General features: G+C 67.3%; 17 protein-coding genes. 7 read left to right on the top strand and 10 right to left on the bottom strand.

The genetic code is table 11. The features are described from left to right. The 8 genes from AB0472_RS40445 to AB0472_RS40480 all read right to left on the bottom strand — a co-directional run bounded on the left by AB0472_RS40445 (nt 1) and on the right by AB0472_RS40480 (nt 9,861). Nucleotides 1–930, bottom strand: coding sequence for an ABC transporter permease (locus AB0472_RS40445; protein WP_366364362.1), 930 nt, complete (start codon nt 928–930; stop codon nt 1–3). Nucleotides 931–973: 43 nt separating this feature from the next. Further along, the gene (locus tag AB0472_RS40450) at nt 974–2,599 is read right to left on the bottom strand and encodes an ABC transporter substrate-binding protein (RefSeq protein ID WP_366364363.1); all 1,626 of its coding nucleotides are present in this window, start codon (nt 2,597–2,599) and stop codon (nt 974–976) included. A 91-nt stretch (nt 2,600–2,690) separates the two neighbouring features. Then, on the bottom strand, nt 2,691–3,824 hold the full coding sequence (locus tag AB0472_RS40455) for a dipeptidase (protein WP_366364364.1): 1,134 nt from the start codon (nt 3,822–3,824) through the stop codon (nt 2,691–2,693). A gap of 163 nt (nt 3,825–3,987) precedes the next feature. Continuing rightward, a complete protein-coding gene (locus AB0472_RS40460) occupies nt 3,988–4,635 on the bottom strand; it encodes an FMN-binding negative transcriptional regulator (protein ID WP_366364365.1) in 648 nt (215 codons plus the stop codon). Between the two features lie 13 nt (nt 4,636–4,648). Further along, nucleotides 4,649–6,358 carry a helix-turn-helix domain-containing protein gene (locus tag AB0472_RS40465; protein WP_366364366.1) on the bottom strand — a complete coding sequence of 570 codons (1,710 nt, stop codon included), beginning with the start codon at nt 6,356–6,358 and terminating at the stop codon, nt 4,649–4,651. Nucleotides 6,359–6,512: 154 nt separating this feature from the next. After that, on the bottom strand, nt 6,513–7,712 hold the full coding sequence (locus tag AB0472_RS40470; RefSeq protein ID WP_366364367.1) for an amidohydrolase: 1,200 nt from the start codon (nt 7,710–7,712) through the stop codon (nt 6,513–6,515). A 24-nt stretch (nt 7,713–7,736) separates the two neighbouring features. Beyond that, entirely contained in the window at nt 7,737–8,102 is a 366-nt protein-coding gene (locus AB0472_RS40475) for a hypothetical protein (RefSeq protein WP_366364368.1), read from the bottom strand. Nucleotides 8,103–8,226: 124 nt separating this feature from the next. Continuing rightward, nucleotides 8,227–9,861 carry an amidohydrolase gene (locus tag AB0472_RS40480; RefSeq protein WP_366364369.1) on the bottom strand — a complete coding sequence of 545 codons (1,635 nt, stop codon included), beginning with the start codon at nt 9,859–9,861 and terminating at the stop codon, nt 8,227–8,229. Nucleotides 9,862–10,021: 160 nt separating this feature from the next. On the opposite strand from AB0472_RS40480, the gene AB0472_RS40485 reads away from it, so the two are divergent. Then, nucleotides 10,022–11,341 carry an aminotransferase class I/II-fold pyridoxal phosphate-dependent enzyme gene (locus tag AB0472_RS40485; RefSeq protein ID WP_366364370.1) on the top strand — a complete coding sequence of 440 codons (1,320 nt, stop codon included), beginning with the start codon at nt 10,022–10,024 and terminating at the stop codon, nt 11,339–11,341. Nucleotides 11,342–11,387: 46 nt separating this feature from the next. Here the strand turns inward: AB0472_RS40485 and AB0472_RS40490 are convergent, their stop codons facing one another. After that, entirely contained in the window at nt 11,388–12,806 is a 1,419-nt protein-coding gene (locus tag AB0472_RS40490; RefSeq protein ID WP_366364371.1) for an aldehyde dehydrogenase family protein, read from the bottom strand. 86 nt (nt 12,807–12,892) lie between these two features. Here AB0472_RS40490 and AB0472_RS40495 point away from each other — a divergent pair, with 86 nt between their 5' ends. Beyond that, complete coding sequence (locus tag AB0472_RS40495; RefSeq protein ID WP_366364372.1) at nt 12,893–13,597, top strand: TetR/AcrR family transcriptional regulator; 705 nt, start codon at nt 12,893–12,895, stop codon at nt 13,595–13,597. A 19-nt stretch (nt 13,598–13,616) separates the two neighbouring features. Here the strand turns inward: AB0472_RS40495 and AB0472_RS40500 are convergent, their stop codons facing one another. Continuing rightward, nucleotides 13,617–14,759 carry an acyl-CoA dehydrogenase family protein gene (locus AB0472_RS40500; protein ID WP_366364397.1) on the bottom strand — a complete coding sequence of 381 codons (1,143 nt, stop codon included), beginning with the start codon at nt 14,757–14,759 and terminating at the stop codon, nt 13,617–13,619. 227 nt (nt 14,760–14,986) lie between these two features. Between AB0472_RS40500 and AB0472_RS40505 the strand changes: the two genes are divergently transcribed. From AB0472_RS40505 to AB0472_RS40525, 5 genes are all read left to right on the top strand, one after another. After that, nucleotides 14,987–15,814 (top strand): enoyl-CoA hydratase-related protein, encoded by an 828-nt coding sequence (locus AB0472_RS40505; RefSeq protein WP_366364373.1) that lies wholly within the window; start codon nt 14,987–14,989, stop codon nt 15,812–15,814. Further along, the gene (locus tag AB0472_RS40510) at nt 15,811–17,415 is read left to right on the top strand and encodes a class I adenylate-forming enzyme family protein (RefSeq protein ID WP_366364374.1); all 1,605 of its coding nucleotides are present in this window, start codon (nt 15,811–15,813) and stop codon (nt 17,413–17,415) included. The genes AB0472_RS40505 and AB0472_RS40510 overlap by 4 nt, the downstream gene beginning before the upstream one ends. 59 nt (nt 17,416–17,474) lie before the next feature. Then, a complete protein-coding gene (locus tag AB0472_RS40515; RefSeq protein ID WP_366364375.1) occupies nt 17,475–18,236 on the top strand; it encodes an SDR family oxidoreductase in 762 nt (253 codons plus the stop codon). A 63-nt stretch (nt 18,237–18,299) separates the two neighbouring features. Then, nucleotides 18,300–18,752, top strand: a complete 453-nt coding sequence (locus tag AB0472_RS40520; protein WP_366364376.1) for a MaoC family dehydratase — start codon at nt 18,300–18,302, stop codon at nt 18,750–18,752. A gap of 63 nt (nt 18,753–18,815) precedes the next feature. After that, on the top strand, nt 18,816–19,994 hold the full coding sequence (locus tag AB0472_RS40525; protein WP_366364377.1) for an acetyl-CoA C-acyltransferase: 1,179 nt from the start codon (nt 18,816–18,818) through the stop codon (nt 19,992–19,994). Nucleotides 19,995–20,217: the final 223 nt, after the last annotated feature.

Genomic DNA, 20,217 nt, shown 5'->3' on the forward strand with positions numbered 1-20,217 from the left:
CTAACCAAGGTCGATCCTGGGATTGAGGACCCCGTACAGCAGGTCGACAGCCAGGTTCACCAGCAGGAAGACCAGGACCAGGAGGGTGCTGATGCCCACGACCACAGGGCCGTTGTGCAACTGGATGCCCTGGTAGATCTGAAACCCGAGGCCGGGCAGGTTGAAGATGCCTTCGATGAGGATCGTCCCGCTGAGCAGGTACCCGAGGTTGACACCGAGCATCGACGTCACAGGGATCAGCGAATTGCGCAGGACGTGGGCGAGCATGATGCGCCTGCGTCCCAGGCCCTTGGCGACCGCGGTGTCGACAAAGCTGGAGCGCATCGTCTCCAGGACACTCGCCCGGGTCAGCCGGGCGACCTCCGGAAGTCCGAACAGCGCCAGGCAGGAGGCGGGGACGAGATAGCTGAGCGGCCAGCCGTCCGTGACCCCCGAGACCGGCAGCCATCCGAGCTTCACACCGAAGACGATCTGAGCGACGTACGCCGTGATGAAATAGGGGACTCCGAGCACCAGGGTGGAGCCGCCGAGCACGAGGAAGTCGATGATCTTGCCGGCCCGGAGAGCCGCGAGCACACCGAGCCCCACCCCCATGACCGCCATGATCACCCAGGTGGTCAGGGCGAGTTTCATGGTCACCGGCCAGCTGCCGGCGATCACCGACGCCACCTGGTTGCCGTTCAGGTCGACCCCGAAGTCACCCTGGAACAGTCCCAGAAGATAGTGGCCGTACTGGACGAGGAACGGGTCACCGAGGTGGTAGTGCTCCCTGATGGCGTTGGCCATGGAGTCCGAGACGACGGTTCCCGGCCCCGCGAGGGTCTGGACGGGATCTCCCGGCAGGGCATACACCGCGGCGTAGATGACCAGCGTGGTGCCCAGCAGGACGGGGATCGTGCTCAGTGCACGATACAGAAGGTATCGAGGCATGTCCGCACCTCCTTTTGGCTGGTCCACGGGATCAGACAGCGGGTCACTTGACGGTCACCCGGGCGAGATCGGCGTCGGCGAGGTAGTCGATGGCGACGTCGTTCACCCGGGCCGAGTGGACCAGCCCGGTCTGCGGGTAGTAGACGGGCGCCAGCGGGAAGTCGTCGAGCGCCGTGCGCGCGGCGTCCCGAGTCAGAGCATCGGCGTTTGCCGGATCGGCATGGGCGGCCTTGGCGAGTTGCGCGGCGAACTTCTTGCTGTCGTAGCCGGTGACGTTCGCGCCGGAGGAGGTGCTGAACAGGGAGTCGACCAGCGAGTAGGAACTGGGGTAGCTGGCTCCGGTGTACAGCAGGAACGGGCCACTCACGTTCTTGGCGCCCAGGGCGCTGTACATCTGATCCAGCGGCTTGGCCTCCAGGCTGATGTCCTTGATGCCCAGGTTGCTGCGCAGCTGACCGAGGACAGCCTGGAGAACCACCTGCGTGGTGGCATCCTGCTTGGTCCACAGGGTCAGCGAGCCGGTCCATCCGCCGGCCTCCCGCAGCAGTTTCCTGGCGCGCTCCGGGTCGTAGGAGCAGTAGGAGCAGTCCGGCTGTCCGCCGCCGGCCAGAACCTTCGGGACCACCCCGTCGGCCGGCTCGGCGAATCCGTGCAGGAGCGCCCGGACGATGGCGTCACGGTCGATCGCGAGGGAGAAGGCCTCCCGCACCTTCTTGTCCTGGAAGCGCTTGTCCCACAGCGGGAAGCCGAGATAGACGACCGCCGGCGCTCCGGCGGTGATGACCTGATTCCTGTACGTCTTACTCGCGGTGCTCAGGTCGTTCCCGTTCACCGTGGCGATGTCAACCGCCCCGGCGCGGAAGCTGGTGAACGCGGTGGTGTCGTTCTGGAACCCCTTGACCGTGATGGTCTGTGCGTTGCCCTTGGTGCCCGCGTACCCGTCGTAGCGTTCGAGCCGGACCTGCTGAGCACCGTTGGCGATGCCGGGAGAGGCGACCTTGTAGGGGCCGTTGCCGATGGGCAGCTTGTCGAACGCGCTGAAGTCCTTGCTCCGGAAGGCCGCCTTGGGCAGCGGTGCGAAAGGCGTTCCGGCGATCAGCGCCGGGAAGGTCGACAGCGGTGCGTTGAGGGTCACCTTCAGCGTCTTGTCGTCGATGACCTTGACGCCGGAAAGCTTGTCGGCGCTCGGCTTGCCCTTGGCCGGGTTGAGCACGTCGTAGCCCTTGAAGTTCATGAAGAGATAGTTGAAGGGCATGGCGTTGGGGGCGTACGCGGTGGCGTTCCACGCGTTCGCGAAGGACTGGGCGGTGACCTTCTCGCCGTTCTGGAACGTCCAGTCGCGCAGGGTGATGGTCCAGGTCTTCTGGTCCTTGGAGGTGATCGACCGGGCGACGGCGTCGACCACCTTCCCGGAGGCTGTGTCCACCTTTGTCAGGGGTGTCCAGATGGCCTGGGCGACACCGCTGTCGCCGGCCTGGCCGGGCAGAAAGTGACCGAGGTACGAGGTGGGAACGCCCACGGAGTAGGAGCCGCCGGAGCGGTCGCCACCGGACTCGTCCTGGCTGTCGCCGCTGCAGGAGGTCGTACCGACCAGGGCGGTGGCGGCGAGGGCGGCGATGGCTGTGGTGCGCACGGTGCCCCTGCGGGGCTGGTGGGTGTACGTCGTCATGCCAGACTCCGTTGAATGGGATCAGCAAACGGGTGTGATAGGGGACAGCACCAAGGGAGGTTCGGCTGCGCCGCGGCGCAGCCGATGTGCTTCAGCGCAGTCCTTCTTCAGCGGGTGCCGGGGGATGGTCGTTGTCCCCCAGGACGCGCAGGATGTTCTCCCCCGCCAGAGCCCTCAGTTCAGCCGGGCTCCAGTTCCGGTCCGCCAGCTCCCGCAGGAGTGCCGGATAGCTGCCGACATCGCGCAGGCCGTCGGGCATGGTGCCGGCCCCGTCGTAGTCCCCGCCGATGCCGATGTGCGCGAGACCGGCCACCTCGCGTACGTGCTCGATGTGATCGGCGACCTGAGTGAGCCGGGCATGCGGCTGCGGATGGGCCGTGGTCCAGCGCTCCCAGTGGCCGGCGGCCTCCGGAGCCCCCCATGCGAGGCCGGCCTGCGTAAGGCTCTGTTGTGCCTCGGCGTACCAGTCGGACACGTCCTGAGAGACGAAGGCCGGCACAAAGGTGATCATGCAGACGCCGCCGTTGGTCCGGAGTCGCTGCAGAACCTCGTCGGGTACGTTGCGCGGGTTGTCCACAAGTGCCCGACTGGAGGAGTGGGTGAACACTACCGGGCTCGTCGACGTGTCGAGCGCGGCGTGCATGGTGGTGGTCGCCACGTGTGAGAGGTCGACCAGCATGCCGCATTCGTTCATTGCGCGTATCACCTCGTGCCCGAATGGCGTGAGCCCGCCGACGTTCGGCACATCCGTGGCCGAATCCGCCCAGTCGACGTTCTCCGCATGGGTGAGGGTCAGATATCGCACACCGCGTTTGCGCAGGTCACGCAGCACGGTCAGGGAGTTGTCGATGCAGTGCCCGCCCTCGGCGCCGAGCAGCGAGGCGACCCGGCCGTGTGTGAGCGTGTCGCGCACGTCGTCGGCGGTGGAAGCGAAGGACAGGTGATCCGGATACCGGTCGCACATCCCTCGCACCAGGTCGATCTGAGCCAGCACTTCCCTGGTGGCGCGCGAACCCCGTATCGAGCTCGGAACGTAGACGGACCAGAACTGCGCTCCGACGCGGCCGGCGCGGAGCCGCGGCAGATCGGTCTGGAGACACGTCTGGGGTGCGGAAATGTCGAGTCGGTCGAGATCGCGGTCTGCCTTGTCCCACAGCGCCCACGGAAGATCGTTGTGGCCGTCGATGACGAGGAGATCGTCCGGCAATGCGGCGGTGTCGTTCACGGGACCATCCTGGTCGGGCCGCTGGTCGGAGTCATTGTCGAGTCCGCCGAATTCCTTCGTATTCGGCTGGGGGTGGCGACAACAAGTTTCTCGGATCATGCCGAGAGCACGGGAAAGGCCCTTTGTGCTGGCCGTCTGAGGCAAGGCTTTCCTATTCTGAGCCTCACGCTTTTCGGGCTCCCTTTTCATGGTCCAAGTCGAGGTATCGGCGCATGGCGTCCGCCAGCTCAGGGTTGTAGTGGGAGTCGGCGCGGCTGTCGAGGGCCGTGATGACGCGGGCGGCCACCGCGGGTGGCTTCTCCTGGCTGGCCTTCGCTTTGCCGACCATGTGCGCCGGAGTGAGACGGAAGCCCGTCACCCCGGGGGCGATCCGGTGGGCGTAGTCGCCGGCCTCGGCCAGGCTCCATGGCTGTGGACGATCCGCTTCGAAGTGATCGACCGTGGCGTCCAGCAGGGCAAAGGTGTCTTCCGCGGGCAGGATCTCCGGTACACCGCGTAGGTGGACCACGAAGAAGTTCCACGTCGGAACGTAGGGGCCGGTGCGGTAGAACGAGGGCGACACATAGCCGTTGGGTCCCTCGACGATCAACAGGGCTGGATGCCTGCCGAGCTCGTGCAGCTCGGCGTCGGCCCGGGCAAGATGCCCGAGCACGGTGGCGTCCGCGCGCTCAGGGTCGAGGACCACCGGCAGATGTGAGGCGACCAGCCCCGAATCCGGCACCCAACTAACCAAAGTGCACCAGGAATTGGCGCGAACCAGATCCCGGATTCCAGTCATGTCGTCGATAGCGTAAAGCGGTTGTTGCAGCATGTGTCGTCCGTGATCAGTCGAGGGCGGGGAACGGTGATACGGCGCTCGGCCGGGCCGGCCGAGCCGTGTGGACGGAACTCATTTGTCCCAGGTGGAGACGGAGCCAGGTGACAAGCCGTGTCTGGGCGTCGCTCAGATCGAGACCGAAGAGTTCTTGGATTCGCTTCATCCGATACCGCAGCGTGTTCTCGTGCACGGAGATCATCGCTGCCGCTCTTGCCGCTTCACCGAAGGAATCCAGATAGGCCAGCAGGGTTTCCGCGTAAGTGGTCGAGTGCCGCTGGTCGTAAGCGAGAATTCGCTGTACCGGGTCCGCAGGAAGTGACATTTCCGCAGCCCCTCGGCGCAGCAGTTCGATAAGGGCGATGCGGCTGTGCACATCGTCGGCGGAGGCCACGGCGACGTCGCCGGTGTCGGGTGCCGTGGCTTCAAGGACGAGATCCGCGATCCTGCGGCAGGCCGGCACCTCACCCAGGCCGGCCATCGGTCCGGCGATCCCGACATGGACGGCTGACTCGGTGGAGCGGTGGACGGCCAGGGCCATGTCATGGGCCGTCCGGCGCAGACGTTCCGGTGTCGGCCCGCCGGCGTCCGCGGCGGGTACCAGGAGATACAGAGTCCCTCCCGACATGGCGCACACGGCCCGGGAGTGCAGTGCTTCACCGTACATGCGGACGACGTCGGCGATCCTGTCGTCGCCGGCCCCGTGGGAATAGCCGCCCGCGTACCGGGTGACTGCCACCACCGTCGTGGTCATGTCGCGGTCGAGGCCCAGCTGTTCGGCGGCCGCCTGCTCCGAGATCCGGTCCTCGAGCAGGGCCGTCAGAGTCGTCGCACGGCTGTGGTACGAGGAGGTGCGGAACTCGCGTTGTCGCGCCAGTCGGAGCGCGACTGTGGGTGCGGCATCCCGCAGTGCTTCCTCGGCGGCGGGTGACAGGGCCGAATCCTGATCCAGCACCCAGAGCAGGCCGAGGACTTTACCGCCCGCCCGAACGGCCACGGCCAGGCGATCGGAGTGCAACGCTTTCGCGGGGGATATCCGCACCACGCCATGCGCGCGGCGCACCAGGTCATAGGCGTCTTCGTCCGCCGCGCCGAAGCAGGCACGCCGCCGGAGAATGGTCTGCCGTCTCGCCTGGTCGGTCTCCTGGTGCGTCAGTGTCGAGTGGGCGAGCACCCGGCCACTCGGGTCCTCAAGAACGGTGGCCCCGCCGACCGCGCACGCGATCTCGTTGGTCAGGCCGAACAGGTCGTCGTCCGGCCGCGATCCGTGAGGTCCGAGATGGCGGGCCACGGCGGCCACCGCCGCGATTACCGTGTCCAGGTGCTGCCACGCGACATCGTCGGGCGTGATCAGCAGACATACGCCGGCCGCGTTCGCCTCGTAGACAGCCGCCGAGTAATCCTCGCCCCGCGCCTTGAGGACCACGGCCCGGTAGCCCTCGGCCCCCGCCTGCCGGATGGCGTCGAGCGTATCGGCGCGGGCCGGTGAGCCGCCCACCGCGAGCAGGATGCCGTCTGCCTGCGGCGGTACGCGTTCCCCCATGTCGTGAACGACGGCGCCGGAGACGCGGCCGTCCACTCCGCGCGGTGCACAGGCCTGGTGCAGGAGGCTCTGCCCGGCCTGGGTGAGGAGGGTGGCGAGAGTGCTGGTCCACTCATGTGCCGCGGGTGCGGTGGAGTCGGATCCGGCGAAGTCACCGGAAGGTGTGTGAAGCGCCATCGTTGACCGCCTGTATGCCGAGGTTCAAGTGCTGTCCTGCCGCGGATCGATGCGATTGCGGCTGAGTCGTGGTGGCCGGCAGGTGCGAGGGCGCCCGGGGGGTGTCGGCTGAGACCCGTTGTTCGTCCGGGGAGGCGAGGCTTCACGGACACGGCTAGGGCGTCCAGGTGTGCGTGGAGAACAGGCCGGCGCGCCGCTCGTGGTCGTAGGTGTACACGCGCTCGCCCCGGACATAGGCGGCTTCGACGCGCTGCATCACATCGAGTGGGTCCCCGCTCCACACGCACAGGTCCGCGTCCTTGCCCGGCTCCAAGGAGCCGAGCCGGTCGGCGATGCCGAGCACCTGGGCGGGGTTGATGGTCAGGGACTCGATGGCGGTCGCCCGGTCGAGTCCCTCCTTGACGGCGAGGGTGGCCTGGTGGACGAGGAACTGGATGGGCACCACGCAGTGATCGGTGGCGATGCAGATCCGCACCCCCGCCGCCGCCAGTATCCCGGCGGTGCGCAGGGAGCGGTTGCGCAGTTCATTCTTGGCACGGCCTACGATCAGCGGGCCGAGGATGACGGGTATGTCGCGCTCGGCGATGAGGTCGGCCAGTTCGGCCGCCTCGGTGCCGTGGTCGATGACGAGGTCGTAGCCGAACTCCTCGGCCAGCCGGAGTGCTGTCGCGATGTCGTCGGCACGGTGGACGTGTTGCCGCCAGGGAATCTCGCGGCGCAGCACCCGGCCGAGGGCTTCCAGGTCCAGGTCGCTCGGAGTGCTCTCGCGGCGCTGCTTGTCGTAGTCCCGGGCGCGTTCGAGGGCTTGCCGGATCACGGCGGCGATGCCCATCCGGGTGCTGGGCATGCGTCCCTGGCCCCCGTAGTGCTTCTTGGGATTCTCACCGAGTGCCGACTTCATGCCGCAGGGCTCCCGCAGCACCATGTCCTCGACCGTACGGCCGGACGTGCGCAGCGCGACGCTCTGGCCTCCGATGGGGTTGCAGGAGCCCGGGTTCACCCCCACGGCCAGCACACCACCGGCGACGGCGTCACGAAAGGCGATGTCGTTGTGGTTGATTCCGTCCAGCGCCCGAAGCCGGGCGGTAACCGGATCGGTGGCTTCGTCATGGTCGTCGCCGGCCCAGCCCTCACCGTCCTCCAGCGTGCCGATGTGGGTGTGCGCGTCGATGAGTCCGGGCAGTACCCATCTGCCGTCGAGGTCGACGACGTCGGCGTCTGCCGGGACGGGCAGACTCGCGTCGCCCACGGCCTCGATCCTGCCGTCATGAATCAGCACGGTCCCGTTGTCGATGGAGCGGCCGGACACGGGTACGACGTGGCCACCGGTGAGCGCGATGGTCGAGTTGGCCATGAGGGATTGCCTTCCGAGGTGAGATCACACGGTGGAGCGGTGGTGGGCCGGGGCGGGGGAGTCGTCGGCGGGCTCGTACAGGACGCGCTCGGGAGCGTTGCGAACGGCGACGACGAGCACCACGAGGGCGAGCACGGCGTCGGCGCCGAGGGCCGAGGGAGTACTGAGCAGGCCGAGGTTGCCGGCGGCGCGGTCGGCAGCGGGATAGGAACCCAGGTAGCCGATGAGGGTGAGCCCGCCGTACCACAGCAGGATCCACCAGCCGTGGCGCAGGTGGACGGAGGTGCGTTCCCCGTCGCCGCGTTGCCGGGCGAGAACGAAGAGAGCGAACCCCATCAGGGCAACGACCATGATCTTCCAGGTGACGTCCCAGCCCGTCCAGTAGATCATCAGGTTGCACATCCATAGGGCGAGCCAGGCAAACGTGCGAGGTGCCCGCAGCCGGAACGGCCGCCGGCGTCCGCTCCCTCCCCGAGCCGTTCGGTGGCGGATGTCGTGCGGGACGTCTCGGCCATCACACGTCACCCGGCCTCCTCGTCATCCCGTCCAGCGCGCCGTACACCGTGTCGCCGTCCAGAAGCGTGGCAAGGACCGGGATGCCGGCGATCTCCTGAGAAGGCACCGACCGCGGGTCCTTGGCGAGCACCACCATGTCGGCCCTCTTGCCGGGAGACAGGGTTCCCAGGAGGCGGTCGAGGTGGCAGGCGCGGGCGGCGTCCCGGGTGTACGCGGCGAGTGCCTGTTCCACGGTGATCGCCTCGTGGGGCCCGATCGGCGATCCGGAATGGGAGCGACGCTCGACCATGAACTGCATGCCTCTCAGAGGCGCGCCGTCCGACACGGGGCGGTCCGAACTGGCGGCCAGGGGAACACCGCGCTCGACGAAGGCACGGCCCCGGTACATCCAGGGTGCCCGCTCGGGCCCCATGACGGTCGCGTAGTCGTCTCCGAACTCGTAGAGAAACGTGGGCTGGACCACGGCGAACACATCGAGGGCGGCGAGCCGGTCCAGCTGGTCCGGGCGGACCAGGCCGCAGTGCTCGATACGATGCCTGGCATCGGTCCGCGGGTTCTCGCGCTGAGCGCGCTCCAGCGCGTCGAGGGCGACATCGATCGCACGGTCACCGATGGCATGGAGGGCCACCTGCCACCCGGAAGCGTGCGCGGCACTCACGGTCCGGGCGACGTCCTCCGGATCACGCGCGAGGATCCCCGACTCGTCGCTGCCGTTGTACGGCCTGCCCAGCGCGGCGGTCCGGGCCATCATCCCGCCGTCCAGCCACATCTTCATAGCGCCGACGGACAAGCGGGCATCCCCGATCCCCGTGCGCAGTCCCAGGTCGAGTCCGATGCGGGAATCCGCTTGTGGATGCGCCGGAAGATCGTGCAACTGGTCGGCCACGACCATCAGCTGCGTCCGAAGGGACAGTCCCCGGGCGTGAGCTCGCTGGTAGTCAGCGAAGGCCGTCCGGCTGGATCCGGTGACGGCGCTGCCCACTCCTGCCTCGGCGCAGGTCGTCACGCCTTCGGCATTGCAGATACGAGCGGCGGCGAACAGCGCCGCGTCCAAGGCCGAAGGTTCGTACGGCGACCTCAGGGCCTGGACGAACCGCCTGCCGTCCTCCAGGAGGAGCCCGGTGGGCCGCCCCGCCGTGTCGCAGTCCACCCCCTCCGCTCCCCGGGCGCTGTCGGGCAGGCGGTCCAGTACTTCGCCGTTGACCACGGCGGCGTGTCCACTGGTGTGCAGGAGATGGACGAGCCGCCCCTCGGAGACTTGGTCGAGGTCGTGCCGGGTCAGGTGCCGGCCCAGCGGCCTCTGGTCGTACCCGACGGCCTCGACCCAGCCACCCGGCTCCGTGCGGCGAACCGCGTCCGTCAGGGTGCGCAGCACGGCCTCGATGCTGTCGCACGCGGCCAGGCTGACCGCTCGAGAGGCGAGCCCCGTCCACACGAGGTGGGCGTGCGCGTCGACGAATCCGGGGACCACGGTCGCTCCCCGTACGTCCACGGTGCGCCGTGCGGGGAGGTCGGTGACCTCGTCGTCCAGGCCGACGATCTGGCCGTTCCACACGCCGATGGCGTGTGCGTAGGGCCGGCGAGGGTCCATGGTGATCACCCTGGCGCCGGTGATCAGCGTATCGAGCCTCATAGGGCATCCGTTCTAGAACACTTTGGCGGGTGTGACGGAACGCTAGATTCGGCCATGTGCAACTCGCAAGGCCTGCGTTGTAATTTCCAGGTTTCTCCTGGCGGCTTTGCCTTTTCGAAACCCGCCCGTCGGGGGGTTGCTGTACTAGTACACTGGTCGCGTGGATCAAGCGATTGCTATACAGGGCCGCACTTCGCGCGAGGTGGCCGCCAGCGTGGAGGAGGCCGTACGCGAAGGGCGTGTCGCTCCGGGCGACCTGCTGCCGTCGGTCCGGTCACTCGCGGCCCGCCTGGGCCTGAGTCCGGCCACCGTCGCCGCCGCCTACCGGGACCTGCGTGGGCGAGGTGTGCTCACCGGCACCGTCGGCAAGGGCACGCGGATCAGCCCGCGTCCCCCGCTGGTCAGCAGGGTCGCTGTGCCCCTGCCGGAAGGTATTCGCGACGTCAGCGACGGCAACCCCGATCCCTCTCTCCTGCCCTCGCTGAACGACGTGGCTCACGCCCTGCGCATGCCGCCCTACCGCTATGGCGATTCCACGATGGTGTCCGGTATGAGTGAGCTGGGCGCGCGCGTCTTCGGAGAGTTCCAGCTGGCCGAGGAGCAGATCTGTCTGACCAGCGGGGCCATGGACGGGATGGAGCGGATTCTGGCCGCCTGGTTGCGCCCCGGCGACAAGGTCGTCGTCGAAGACCCCTGCTACACAGGGGTACTGGATCTGGTGCGGGCCGCGGGACTGAACCCCGTGCCCACCCTCGTCGACGACCGCGGCCTCGTGCCCGGCTCACTGCGCGACGCCCTGGCCGCACGGCCGGCGGCCGTCATCCTCACTCCACGGGCGCAGAACCCGACGGGTGCGGCGCTTGACGCCGACCGCGCTGACGAACTGGCCACTGTGCTGGACAGCCATCCCGATGTGATCGTAGTGGAGAACGACCACGCGAGCTCCGTCTCCGGAGTTCGCTATCACACGCTCATCCGGTCCCGCCGTCACTGGGCAGTGCTGCGCTCGGTCAGCAAGACCCTGGGACCGGATCTGCGGTTCGCCTTCCTCGCCGGTGACCACACCACGGTGAGCAGGGTCGAGGGCAGGCAGAAGCTGGGCGCCGGATGGGTCAGCCACGTACTCCAGCACATGGTGCTGGGCATGCTCTGCGCCCCCGAGACCGAGGAGCTCATGGCCCGGGCTCGGGACACATACACCCGGCGGCGTGAGCAGTTCATCGGTGAACTCGCGCACCGAGGCGTGAACGGGAGGGGCACCTCCGGGCTGAACGTGATGATTCCCGTGCCTGAAGAGGCCGCCACGCTCCGTCGGCTCCAGGGCCTCGGCTGGGTTCTGCGAGCCGGTGAACCACATCGTCTGGCTACACCGCCCTTCATCCGGGCGACGATCGCCACACTCGACTCCGAGGACATCACGGCGCTCGCCGACGCCGTGGCAGGCACCCTGCGGCCGAGATCACGAAGCCACTTCGCCTGATGCTGGACGGCACCGGCGCCATGGGCTGATGTGGTCTGTTCCTGTGTCACAACTGAATCGCCTTCACCTCCAGGAACTCCTCCAACCCATAGGTGCCGAGCTCCCGCCCGATGCCCGACCGCTTGTACCCCCCAAAGGGCGCGAGCGGGTTGAATCGGGCGCCGTTGATGTCCACAGCGCCGGTGCGCATGGCGCGGGCGAATCTCACCGCGTGTTTCTCATCGGCCGACCAGACGGCTCCCGCCAGGCCGAACTGCGAGTGGTTGGCGATGGCCAGGGCCTCTTCCTCGTCCGCGTAAGGCAGCACGGACAGGACAGGGCCGAAGACCTCCTGCTGCGCCACCGTGGCGTCGGGAGCGACGTCCGCGAGCACGGTCGGCGCGACGTAGTAGCCGCGTTCCATGCCCTCCGGCTGCTCCCAGCCACCGGTCACCAGCCGTGCGCCCTCGTCGACCGCCGTACGGATGAGAGCCCGTACCCGGTCCCGCTGCGCGGCCGACACCAGCGGACCGAGCCTGGTCGACTCGTCGAGAGGGTCCCCGAGGGTGTGTCGCCCGGCCGCGCTCGCGGCCAGTTCCACTGCCTCCTCGTAGGAGTCCTGGTGCACCAGCAACCGTGTCCAGGCGGTGCATGTCTGACCGGCGTTGAGGAAGGCATTGGCCACCCCGCTCTTCACCGCCGTCTCGATGTCTGCGTCAGGAAGCAGCACATTCGCGGACTTGCCACCCAGTTCCAAGGTCACTCGGGTGATATTGCGAACCGCGAGAGCGGCGGCATGCGACCCGGCCGCCACCGAGCCGGTGAAGGACAGCACGTCGATGCCGGGATGGGCTGCCAGTGCCTGACCGGCTTCGGAGCCGTACCCGGGCACCAGATTGACCACCCCCGCCGGCAGTCCCGCTTCGTGCAGGATTTCCATGAGCGCGTAGGCCGACAGCGGTGCCACCTCGCTGGGCTTGACGACCACGGTGCAGCCGGCGGCCAGCGCCGGAGCGAGCTTCGTGACGAGCTGGTGCAGCGGATAGTTCCACGGCGTGATCGCGCCGACGACGCCCGCCGGTTCCTTGGCGGCGACCGTGTTGCCGACACGTTCGTCGAAGTCGTACGTGCTCAGCAGATCCGCGTAGCTGCTCAGGACGGTCTGGGGGAGAGCCACCTGGATCCGCTTCGACGTGCGGATCGGGCATCCCATTTCCTGTGAGATCGTCGTCGCGATCTCCGACGACCGGGCGGCCAGCCCTTCCTGGGTCCGCCGCAGCAGAGCCGCCCGTTCCGCGGGCGTTGTCTGGGACCAGGTGGCGAACGCCTCCTGCGCGGCCGCGACCGCCGCGTCGATGTCGGCCGCCGTACCGCACGGCACTTCGGCGAGCCGCTCTTCCGTCGCCGGATTCTCCACCTCGATCACCTGATCGGAACACGGTGTCTCCCAGACACCGCCGATGAACAGCTGCTTTCGGTCCAGCATGAGTCCTCCTCGATCCAGGGGTAGGGCTGATATGACTGACTGAGCGCACATTCACTACACTGATGTCGACCCGAAGGAGACAAGACATGAAGGCATCGAAGCGGGCGTCCGAGGCGGGTCCCGAGAGGTTTGAGGCCACTCAGCTCGACGACGATTCCGCGAAGCTGTGGGAGTACGGCTTTTCCGAGGTCGCCCAGAAGATGCTGACATCCGCCGTGCGGTGCTTCGCCGCCAAGGGCTTTCACGCCACCACCACGCGTGACATCACCTCAGGCGCGAAGCTGAGTCCCGCGGCCCTCTACGTCCACTTCGACTCGAAGGAGGACGTGCTGTACACGATCTCCAGAGTGGGTCACAAGAGCGCGCTCGCGGTGACCCAAGGGCCGGAGGACGACGACCCCGCCCAGCACCTGCGCAGCACATTCGCTCGCTATGTGGCCTGGCATGCTCGCTACCACGTCACCGGCAGGGTGAACCAGTACGAGATGGCCGCGCTGTCTTCGGAACACTATGCGGAGATCCTCACTGTCCGGCACGAGACCAACGACGTCTTCCGTAAGATCGTCCTGCGAGGGGCCGCCGAGGGAAGTTTCGTGCCGGTGGACGTCAACCGGGTGGTGCGGGCGATGAACTCCCTCGCCATCGACCTCGTCCGCTGGTACCGGCTGGAAGGTTCCGACTCGCCCGAGCAGCTCGGAGCGTTCTATGCGGAGGTGGCCCTCGGCATGGTCACCAACCCGGCCCTCGCCGCGGCGTCCGCCTCGCCGTCCAGGCGCCGCGGAGGAAAGTGAGATCGGGCACCGCTGCCCCTCACAGACCGAGGTCACGGCCTATGAGTTCCTTCATGATCTCGTTCGATCCCGCCCAGATCTTGGTCACCCGGGCGTCCTGCCAGGCCCGCGCGACGCGATACTCGCGCATGTAGCCGTAGCCTCCGAAAAGCTGAACACATGCATCCAGTACCTCGTTCTGCACCTGTGCGGTCCACCACTTGGCCTTGGCCGCCTGCACGGCGGACAGCCGCCCCTGCGCATGAGCGAGCAGACACTGATCCACGAACGCCTGCGTCACGTCGACCTTGGTGACCAGTTCGGCCAGTACGAACTTGTTGTACTGGAAGGCCCCCACCGGTCGGCCGAACGCGTGCCGTTCCCTGGCGTAGGCGATGGTCTCCTCCAGCAACGGCCGTACGTGAGCGATGTTGGTGATCGCTCCGTTGATCCGCTCCTGGGGCAGCCGCTCCATCATGTAGGCGAATCCGCGGCCCGGTTCGCCCAGAAGCGCCGATTCGTCGAGGACGACATCGTCGAAGAACAACTCGGCGGTGTCGGACTCCGGCTGCCCGACCTTGTCCAGCTTCCGGCCTCGCCGGAAGCCCGCTTGCGCCGCCTCCACCAGGAACAGGCTGATGCCTCTGGCGCGTTCACCCGGTCCCGTGCGTGCCGCAACGACCACCAGATCCGCGCCGGTGCCGTTCGTGATGAAGGTCTTCGCGCCGTTGAGGACCCACTTACCGTTCCTGCGCACCGCCGTGGTACGCAGGGAAGCGAGGTCGGAACCACCGGACGGCTCCGTCATCGCGATGGCGCTGACCAGTTCGCCGCTGCAGAAGCCCGGCAGCCACTGCTTTCGCTGCTCCCTCGTGCCGAGCTCCACCAGATAGGGAGCGACCACGTCGTAGTGGATGCTGAGACTGGAGGCCACAGCCGCGCCGACGGCTGCCAGTTCCTCCGTCAGCACCGCGCTGAAGCGGTAGTCGCCGGCGTCGCTCCCGCCGTACTCCTCCGGTACCCCCAGACCGAGGAACCCCTGCCGGCCGGCTTCCCGCCACACCTCGCGGGGCAGAAAACGGTCCTCGATGGCCTGCTCGTGGACGGGCTTCACGTGCCGGTCCACATACGTTCGTACTGATGCGCGGAACGCATCATGATCGCCATTGAATACAGTACGCACTTCGCAACCTCCACTTACTAAGCGCACAGTCACCTTGAGGTCATACGCAACCGCTGTCAAGCAAGGATTCTAAATGTGCAGGTCAGATGCCTGTTGAGGCTTCAATGCCTGCACCCTTCTTGACATCCGGTCCGCACGCAGATGACTATGCGCTCATTCACGCCGCCCCGACTGTCGCATTCGGACAGAGGGAGCAAGGCATGCCGTCGCAGCCGAGGAGATGCACTGTGATCGCCCCCAGGAAGAACGGCACCATCGAGTGCGAACAGAGAGGCGGTGTCCTGCTCGTCACCTTCAACCGGCCCGAGTCCCTCAACGCCCTGACGCTGGACATGGACGCCCAGTACCGCGAGGTGCTGTCAGCGGCTGCGGCCGACCCGGACGTGCGGGCCATCGTGGTCACCGGTGCGGGACGGGCCTTCTGCGCGGGAGCGGACATCGCCGCACTTGAGGCGCTCGCATCGGATCCGGACCGGGAGCACTTCGGCACCGCCTTTCACACGCCACTGCTTCTCGACAAACCGCTGATCGCCGCGGTCAACGGTGGCTGTGCCGGGCTCGGACTGGTCCAGGCGCTCTTCTGCGATGTGCGGATCGTCGCGGAGGAGGCCAAGCTCGTGACCTCCTTCGCACAGCGGGGTGTAGTCGCGGAACACGGGCTCACGTATCTGCTCGGTGCCGTCGCCGGCGCAGGCCATGCGCGCGATCTGCTGCTGTCGAGTCGGGTGATCGACGGTAGGGACGCCGTTCGCATGGGACTCGCCACGCGTGCGGTGCCGAGGGCACAAGTGGTGGAAGCCGCCATGGCCTACGCCACCACCATCGCCGACACCTGCTCGCCCACGTCGCTCGCCGTGATCAAACGGCAGTTCCGCCGGGACTTCCTCGCCGACTACCAAAGGGCCGCCGCCCACGATCTCGGCCTTCTCGCGGAGGCGTTCCGTGGCGCCGACTTCGTCGAGGGCGTATCGAGCTACCGGCAGAAGCGCTCCCCGCGATTCCAGGGAATTGCGCAGACCCTCGGTACCACCGTGCCACCGGAGTCCGCCTCATGACGGCGGAGTACACGCTCGTCTCGATCTTGGAACGGAACGCGCTCTCTCCCGCGACCGCCGGGCGGCCGGCCTTCACTCAGGGCGCCGAAGTGCGGACCTTCGCCGATCTGTACGCCAACGCGAACCGGTTCGCCCACGCCTTGCTGGAACTGGGAGTCGGCAAGGGCGACCGTGTCGGTGTACTGATGGGGAACAGGCTCGAATGGCTTGAGGCACTCTTCGCCATCACCTCGATCGGCGCCGTGTGCCTGCCGGTCAACGTCCTGCTGACCGGCCACGACGTGAACACCGTGCTGCAGAACGGGGCCCCGCGCGTACTGATCGTCGATGAGCACGCCCAGGCGGCCCTCCACAGTATGACGGCGGTGCCCGGGGCGGTCGTGACCGTCGGCCACGTCGACGTACCCCCCGGCATACGCACGCACACCTACAAGGACCTGTTGCTCTTCGGCGTCGAGGAGGCCCCGCAGATCGCGGTCTCGGGTACCGAGCCCGCGATGATCTACTACACGTCCGGGACCACCTCCGCCCCGAAGGCCGTGTTCCACACCCACCAGCGGGTCCTCTGGAACGCCCAGCACCAGATGTCCGACCTCGCGTTGCGGGACGATGAGAAGTATCTCGTCGTGCCTTCGTTCTCCTGGAGCGCGGGCCTCCATCACATCACCCTGGCGCAGCTGTGGACCGGCGGATGTTCCGAAGTGCTCCCCACCGGCTCCGCGACCTTGAAGAGGGTCGTCGACACCGTAGAGCGGGCCGGCATCGCCAGGGCCTTTCTGGCGCCCACGCTGCTCAAGCAACTGGCCGAAGACCACGAGCTGTTGGAACGCGTGCGGGTGAGCTCACTCAACCGCGTGATGAGCGGGGCCGAACCCCTTCCTCCGAGCCTTGTCTCGTATCTCCATCAAGCGCTGCCGTCCTGTTCGATCACGCAGGCCTACGGCATGACCGAGATGCCTCTGATCGCTGCCTGTATCGAGCCGGGGGAGGCACGCGCGCACCCTGCCAGCACAGGGCGGGCCAGCACCATCGCGACAGTGGCGGTGCGACGATCCGACGGCAGGGTCGCCTTCGAGGGCGAGGGCGAGATCCTGCTGCGCTCTCCCGCCACAACGACCGGTTACGTGGGGAACGAAGCGGCGACCGACCAGGCATTCCGCGATGGCTGGTTTCACACCGGTGACAGCGGCCGTCTGGATCCGTCCGGCCTCCTCACGGTGACAGGACGCACCAAAGACGTGATCATCACCGGCGGCATCAATCTGTACCCGAGCGAGGTCGAAGAGGTGATCCTGCGCCTGCCCGGGGTGGTCGAGGCAGCCGTCATCGGTGTTCCGGACGATCGGTGGGGCGAACGGCCCATGGCCGTCGTCGTCACCGGCGCCTCGCACCCTCTGACCGAGTCGGAGGTCATGCGTCACTGCGCCCGGTCGCTCTCCGCGTACAAGCGGCCCAGTCAAGTGCTGGTGCGCACCGCCCCGCTGCCGAAGACCGTCACCGGCAAGATCCTCAAGCGGGGGCTGCGGGCCGAACTCGCCGGCAGCCCCCAACCCGGTGCGGACCCGCCCCGGTCGGACGGCGTTCCGGAGCAGTCGACCTGACGTCCCTCGGACCATCTCGTTCTCATCACTCCGTAACCTCTCTGAAGGAGCGTGATCTCGTGGGCGCAACCCCCTCTCGCGTCGCTGTTGTGACGGGTGCTGCCCGTGGTATTGGCGCCGCGACGGCTGTAAGACTGGCGCACGACGGCATGGCCGTGGCCGCGCTGGACCTGGACGAAGAGTCCGCCGCCGAGACGGCGAAGACGATCTCCGAGTCGGGCGGCAGGGCGGTGGCCGTCGGCGCTGACGTAGCGGATGCGGCACAGGCCGACCAGGCCGTCCGCCGCGTGGCTGATGCTCTCGGGCCCCCGACCGTGCTGGTGAACAACGCGGGAATCACCCGGGACAACCTCATCTTCAGGATGTCGGAATCCGACTGGGACGACGTCATGGCCGTCCACCTGCGAGGGTCGTTCCTCATGACACGAGCCGTGCAGACGTACATGGTCGCGGCACGTCACGGAAGGATCGTGAACCTCTCCTCCACCTCGGCCCTGGGCAACCGCGGTCAGGTCAACTACGCGGCGGCGAAAGCCGGGCTGCAAGGCTTCACCAAGACACTAGCCATCGAACTGGGCCAGTTCGGCATCACCGCCAACGCCGTGGCACCGGGCTTCATCCTCACCGACATGAACCGTGCCGTGGCCCACCGGCTGGGCGTGCCGTGGGACGACTACGCGGCCGCTTGCGTGCGCGACATTCCCGTCGCGCGAGCCGGGACGGTCACCGATGTGGCCAACACCGTGTCCTTCCTTGCCGCCGAGGAAGCCGGTTTCGTCTCCGGACAGGTGATCTATGTCGCCGGTGGTCCCACGGACTGACCTTCCCAGGCTCACACGCCGAGCCGTAATTCCTGACTCCTCGACACTAAGGATGAGTACACCATGCGCGTTTTCGACGGAATCGGCGAACTCCGCGAGCATGTAGGCGAGCACATCGGTTTCAGTGACTGGCACGACGTGACCCAGCGTCAGGTGGATCTCTTCGCCGCAGCGACCGGTGACCACCAGTGGATCCACGTCGATCAGCAGCGGGCTGCCAAAGGTCCGTTCGGCAGCACCATCGCCCACGGCTATCTGACGCTGGCCATGCTTCCGTCGCTGGTCTCGGAGATCTACGCCGTGACGGATCTGTCGATGCTGGTCAATTACGGGGTGAACAAGGTCCGCTTCACGGCACCGGTGCCGGTCGGCTCGGCCCTTCGGGCAGGCGGCGAACTGCTGTCGGTTGACCTGAACGGCGATCACGCACAGGTCGTCCTGCGGGTCGTCGTCGAGAGGGGAGGCCACGACAAGCCCGTGTGTGTCGCGGACACTGTGTCCCGGCTCGTTCGCTGAGCTCTCCCGACCGGGCGATGCCCGGCGCGCCGATTTTGTCCAACACTCCTGCAGGAGCAGTACATGCGAGAAGCAGTGGTTGTTGCCACCGCCCGCACCCCCGTCGGCAAGGCCTACCGGGGCTCCTTCAACGACACACAGGGCCAGCACCTGGCCTCCCACGCCATCACCGGGGCACTCGCACGGGCGGGACTGGACGGTGCCGAGGTCGATGACGTCGTCCTGGGCTGTGCCATGCCGGAGGGCAGCACCGGATACAACGTGGCGCGCCAGGCCGCACTCCGCGCCGGCCTCTCTGTGGTGGTCCCCGGTATGACGGTTGACCGACAGTGCGCCTCCGGCCTCATGGCCATTGCGATCGCCGCAAAGCAGATCGTCGCCGACGGAATGGGCGTCACGATCGGCGGTGGCGTGGAGTCGATCTCCCTGGTGCAGAACGATCTCCGGAACGTCTACCGGAGCCGGGATCCGTGGCTGGCGCAACAGGAGGACTCCGTCTACGTCTCCATGTTGGAGACCGCGGAGAACGTGGCCGAGCGCCACCACATCAGTCGCGAGGTTCAGGACAACTTCGCCCTGACCTCGCAGCAGCGCATGGCGCACGCACAGGCGCGAGGAGCATTCGACGACGAGATCGTCCCTTTCACAGGGACGCATCTGGTCAAGGGAACGTCAGCGGAGTTCACTCTGTCCATTGACGAGTGCAACCGTCCTGCGACGACCTCGACCGGACTCGCCGGGCTCAAGCCCGTCCTGGACGACCGCCCCGGGCACCGTGCGTCCGTCACCGCAGGCAACTCCTCCCAGCTCTCGGATGGCGCTTCCGCGAGTGTCCTCATGGAGGCCAGAGAGGCTTCGAGGCGTGGTCTAGAACCCCTTGGCGTCTACCGTGGCATCTCAGTGGCGGGTTGTGGACCTGGCGAGATGGGCATCGGCCCGGTGTTCGCCGTGCCCAAGCTGCTCGCCACGCATGGTCTGTCCGTCGAAGACATTGACTTGTGGGAACTCAACGAAGCGTTCGCCTCCCAAGCCGTGTTCTGCAGGGACCGTCTCGGTATCGATCCGGAGAGGCTCAACGTCAACGGTGGCGGGATCGCCATGGGACATCCCTACGGGATGAGCGGGGCTCGGCTCGTGGGGCACCTGCTGATCGAGGGCAGGCGGCGCGGAGCCCGGTACGTGGTCGTCACCATGTGCGTCGGTGGCGGCATGGGGGCGGCGGGTTTGTTCGAGGTCTGCTGAGCACGGGGAAGCCGGGAGGCGAATCGGTCGTGGCCCTCGTGTCCCATATGCAGGTCCACCAAGTGGGCCGTTCCCTCTGCCAGTGCCACGGCTTCGGCCACTGGTCCGTAGCCCTAGGCCTCAACGGTGTAGGTGCCTGGAGTGAGGTTGTACAGGATGTAGGTACCGTCGGAGACGGTCAGCGTCGAGCCCACCACTTCGCCCGATATACCAGGCAGGGTGC

Source organism: Streptomyces sp. NPDC086777 (assembly GCF_040702065.1).
Taxonomy (GTDB): Bacteria; Actinomycetota; Actinomycetes; order Streptomycetales; family Streptomycetaceae; genus Streptomyces.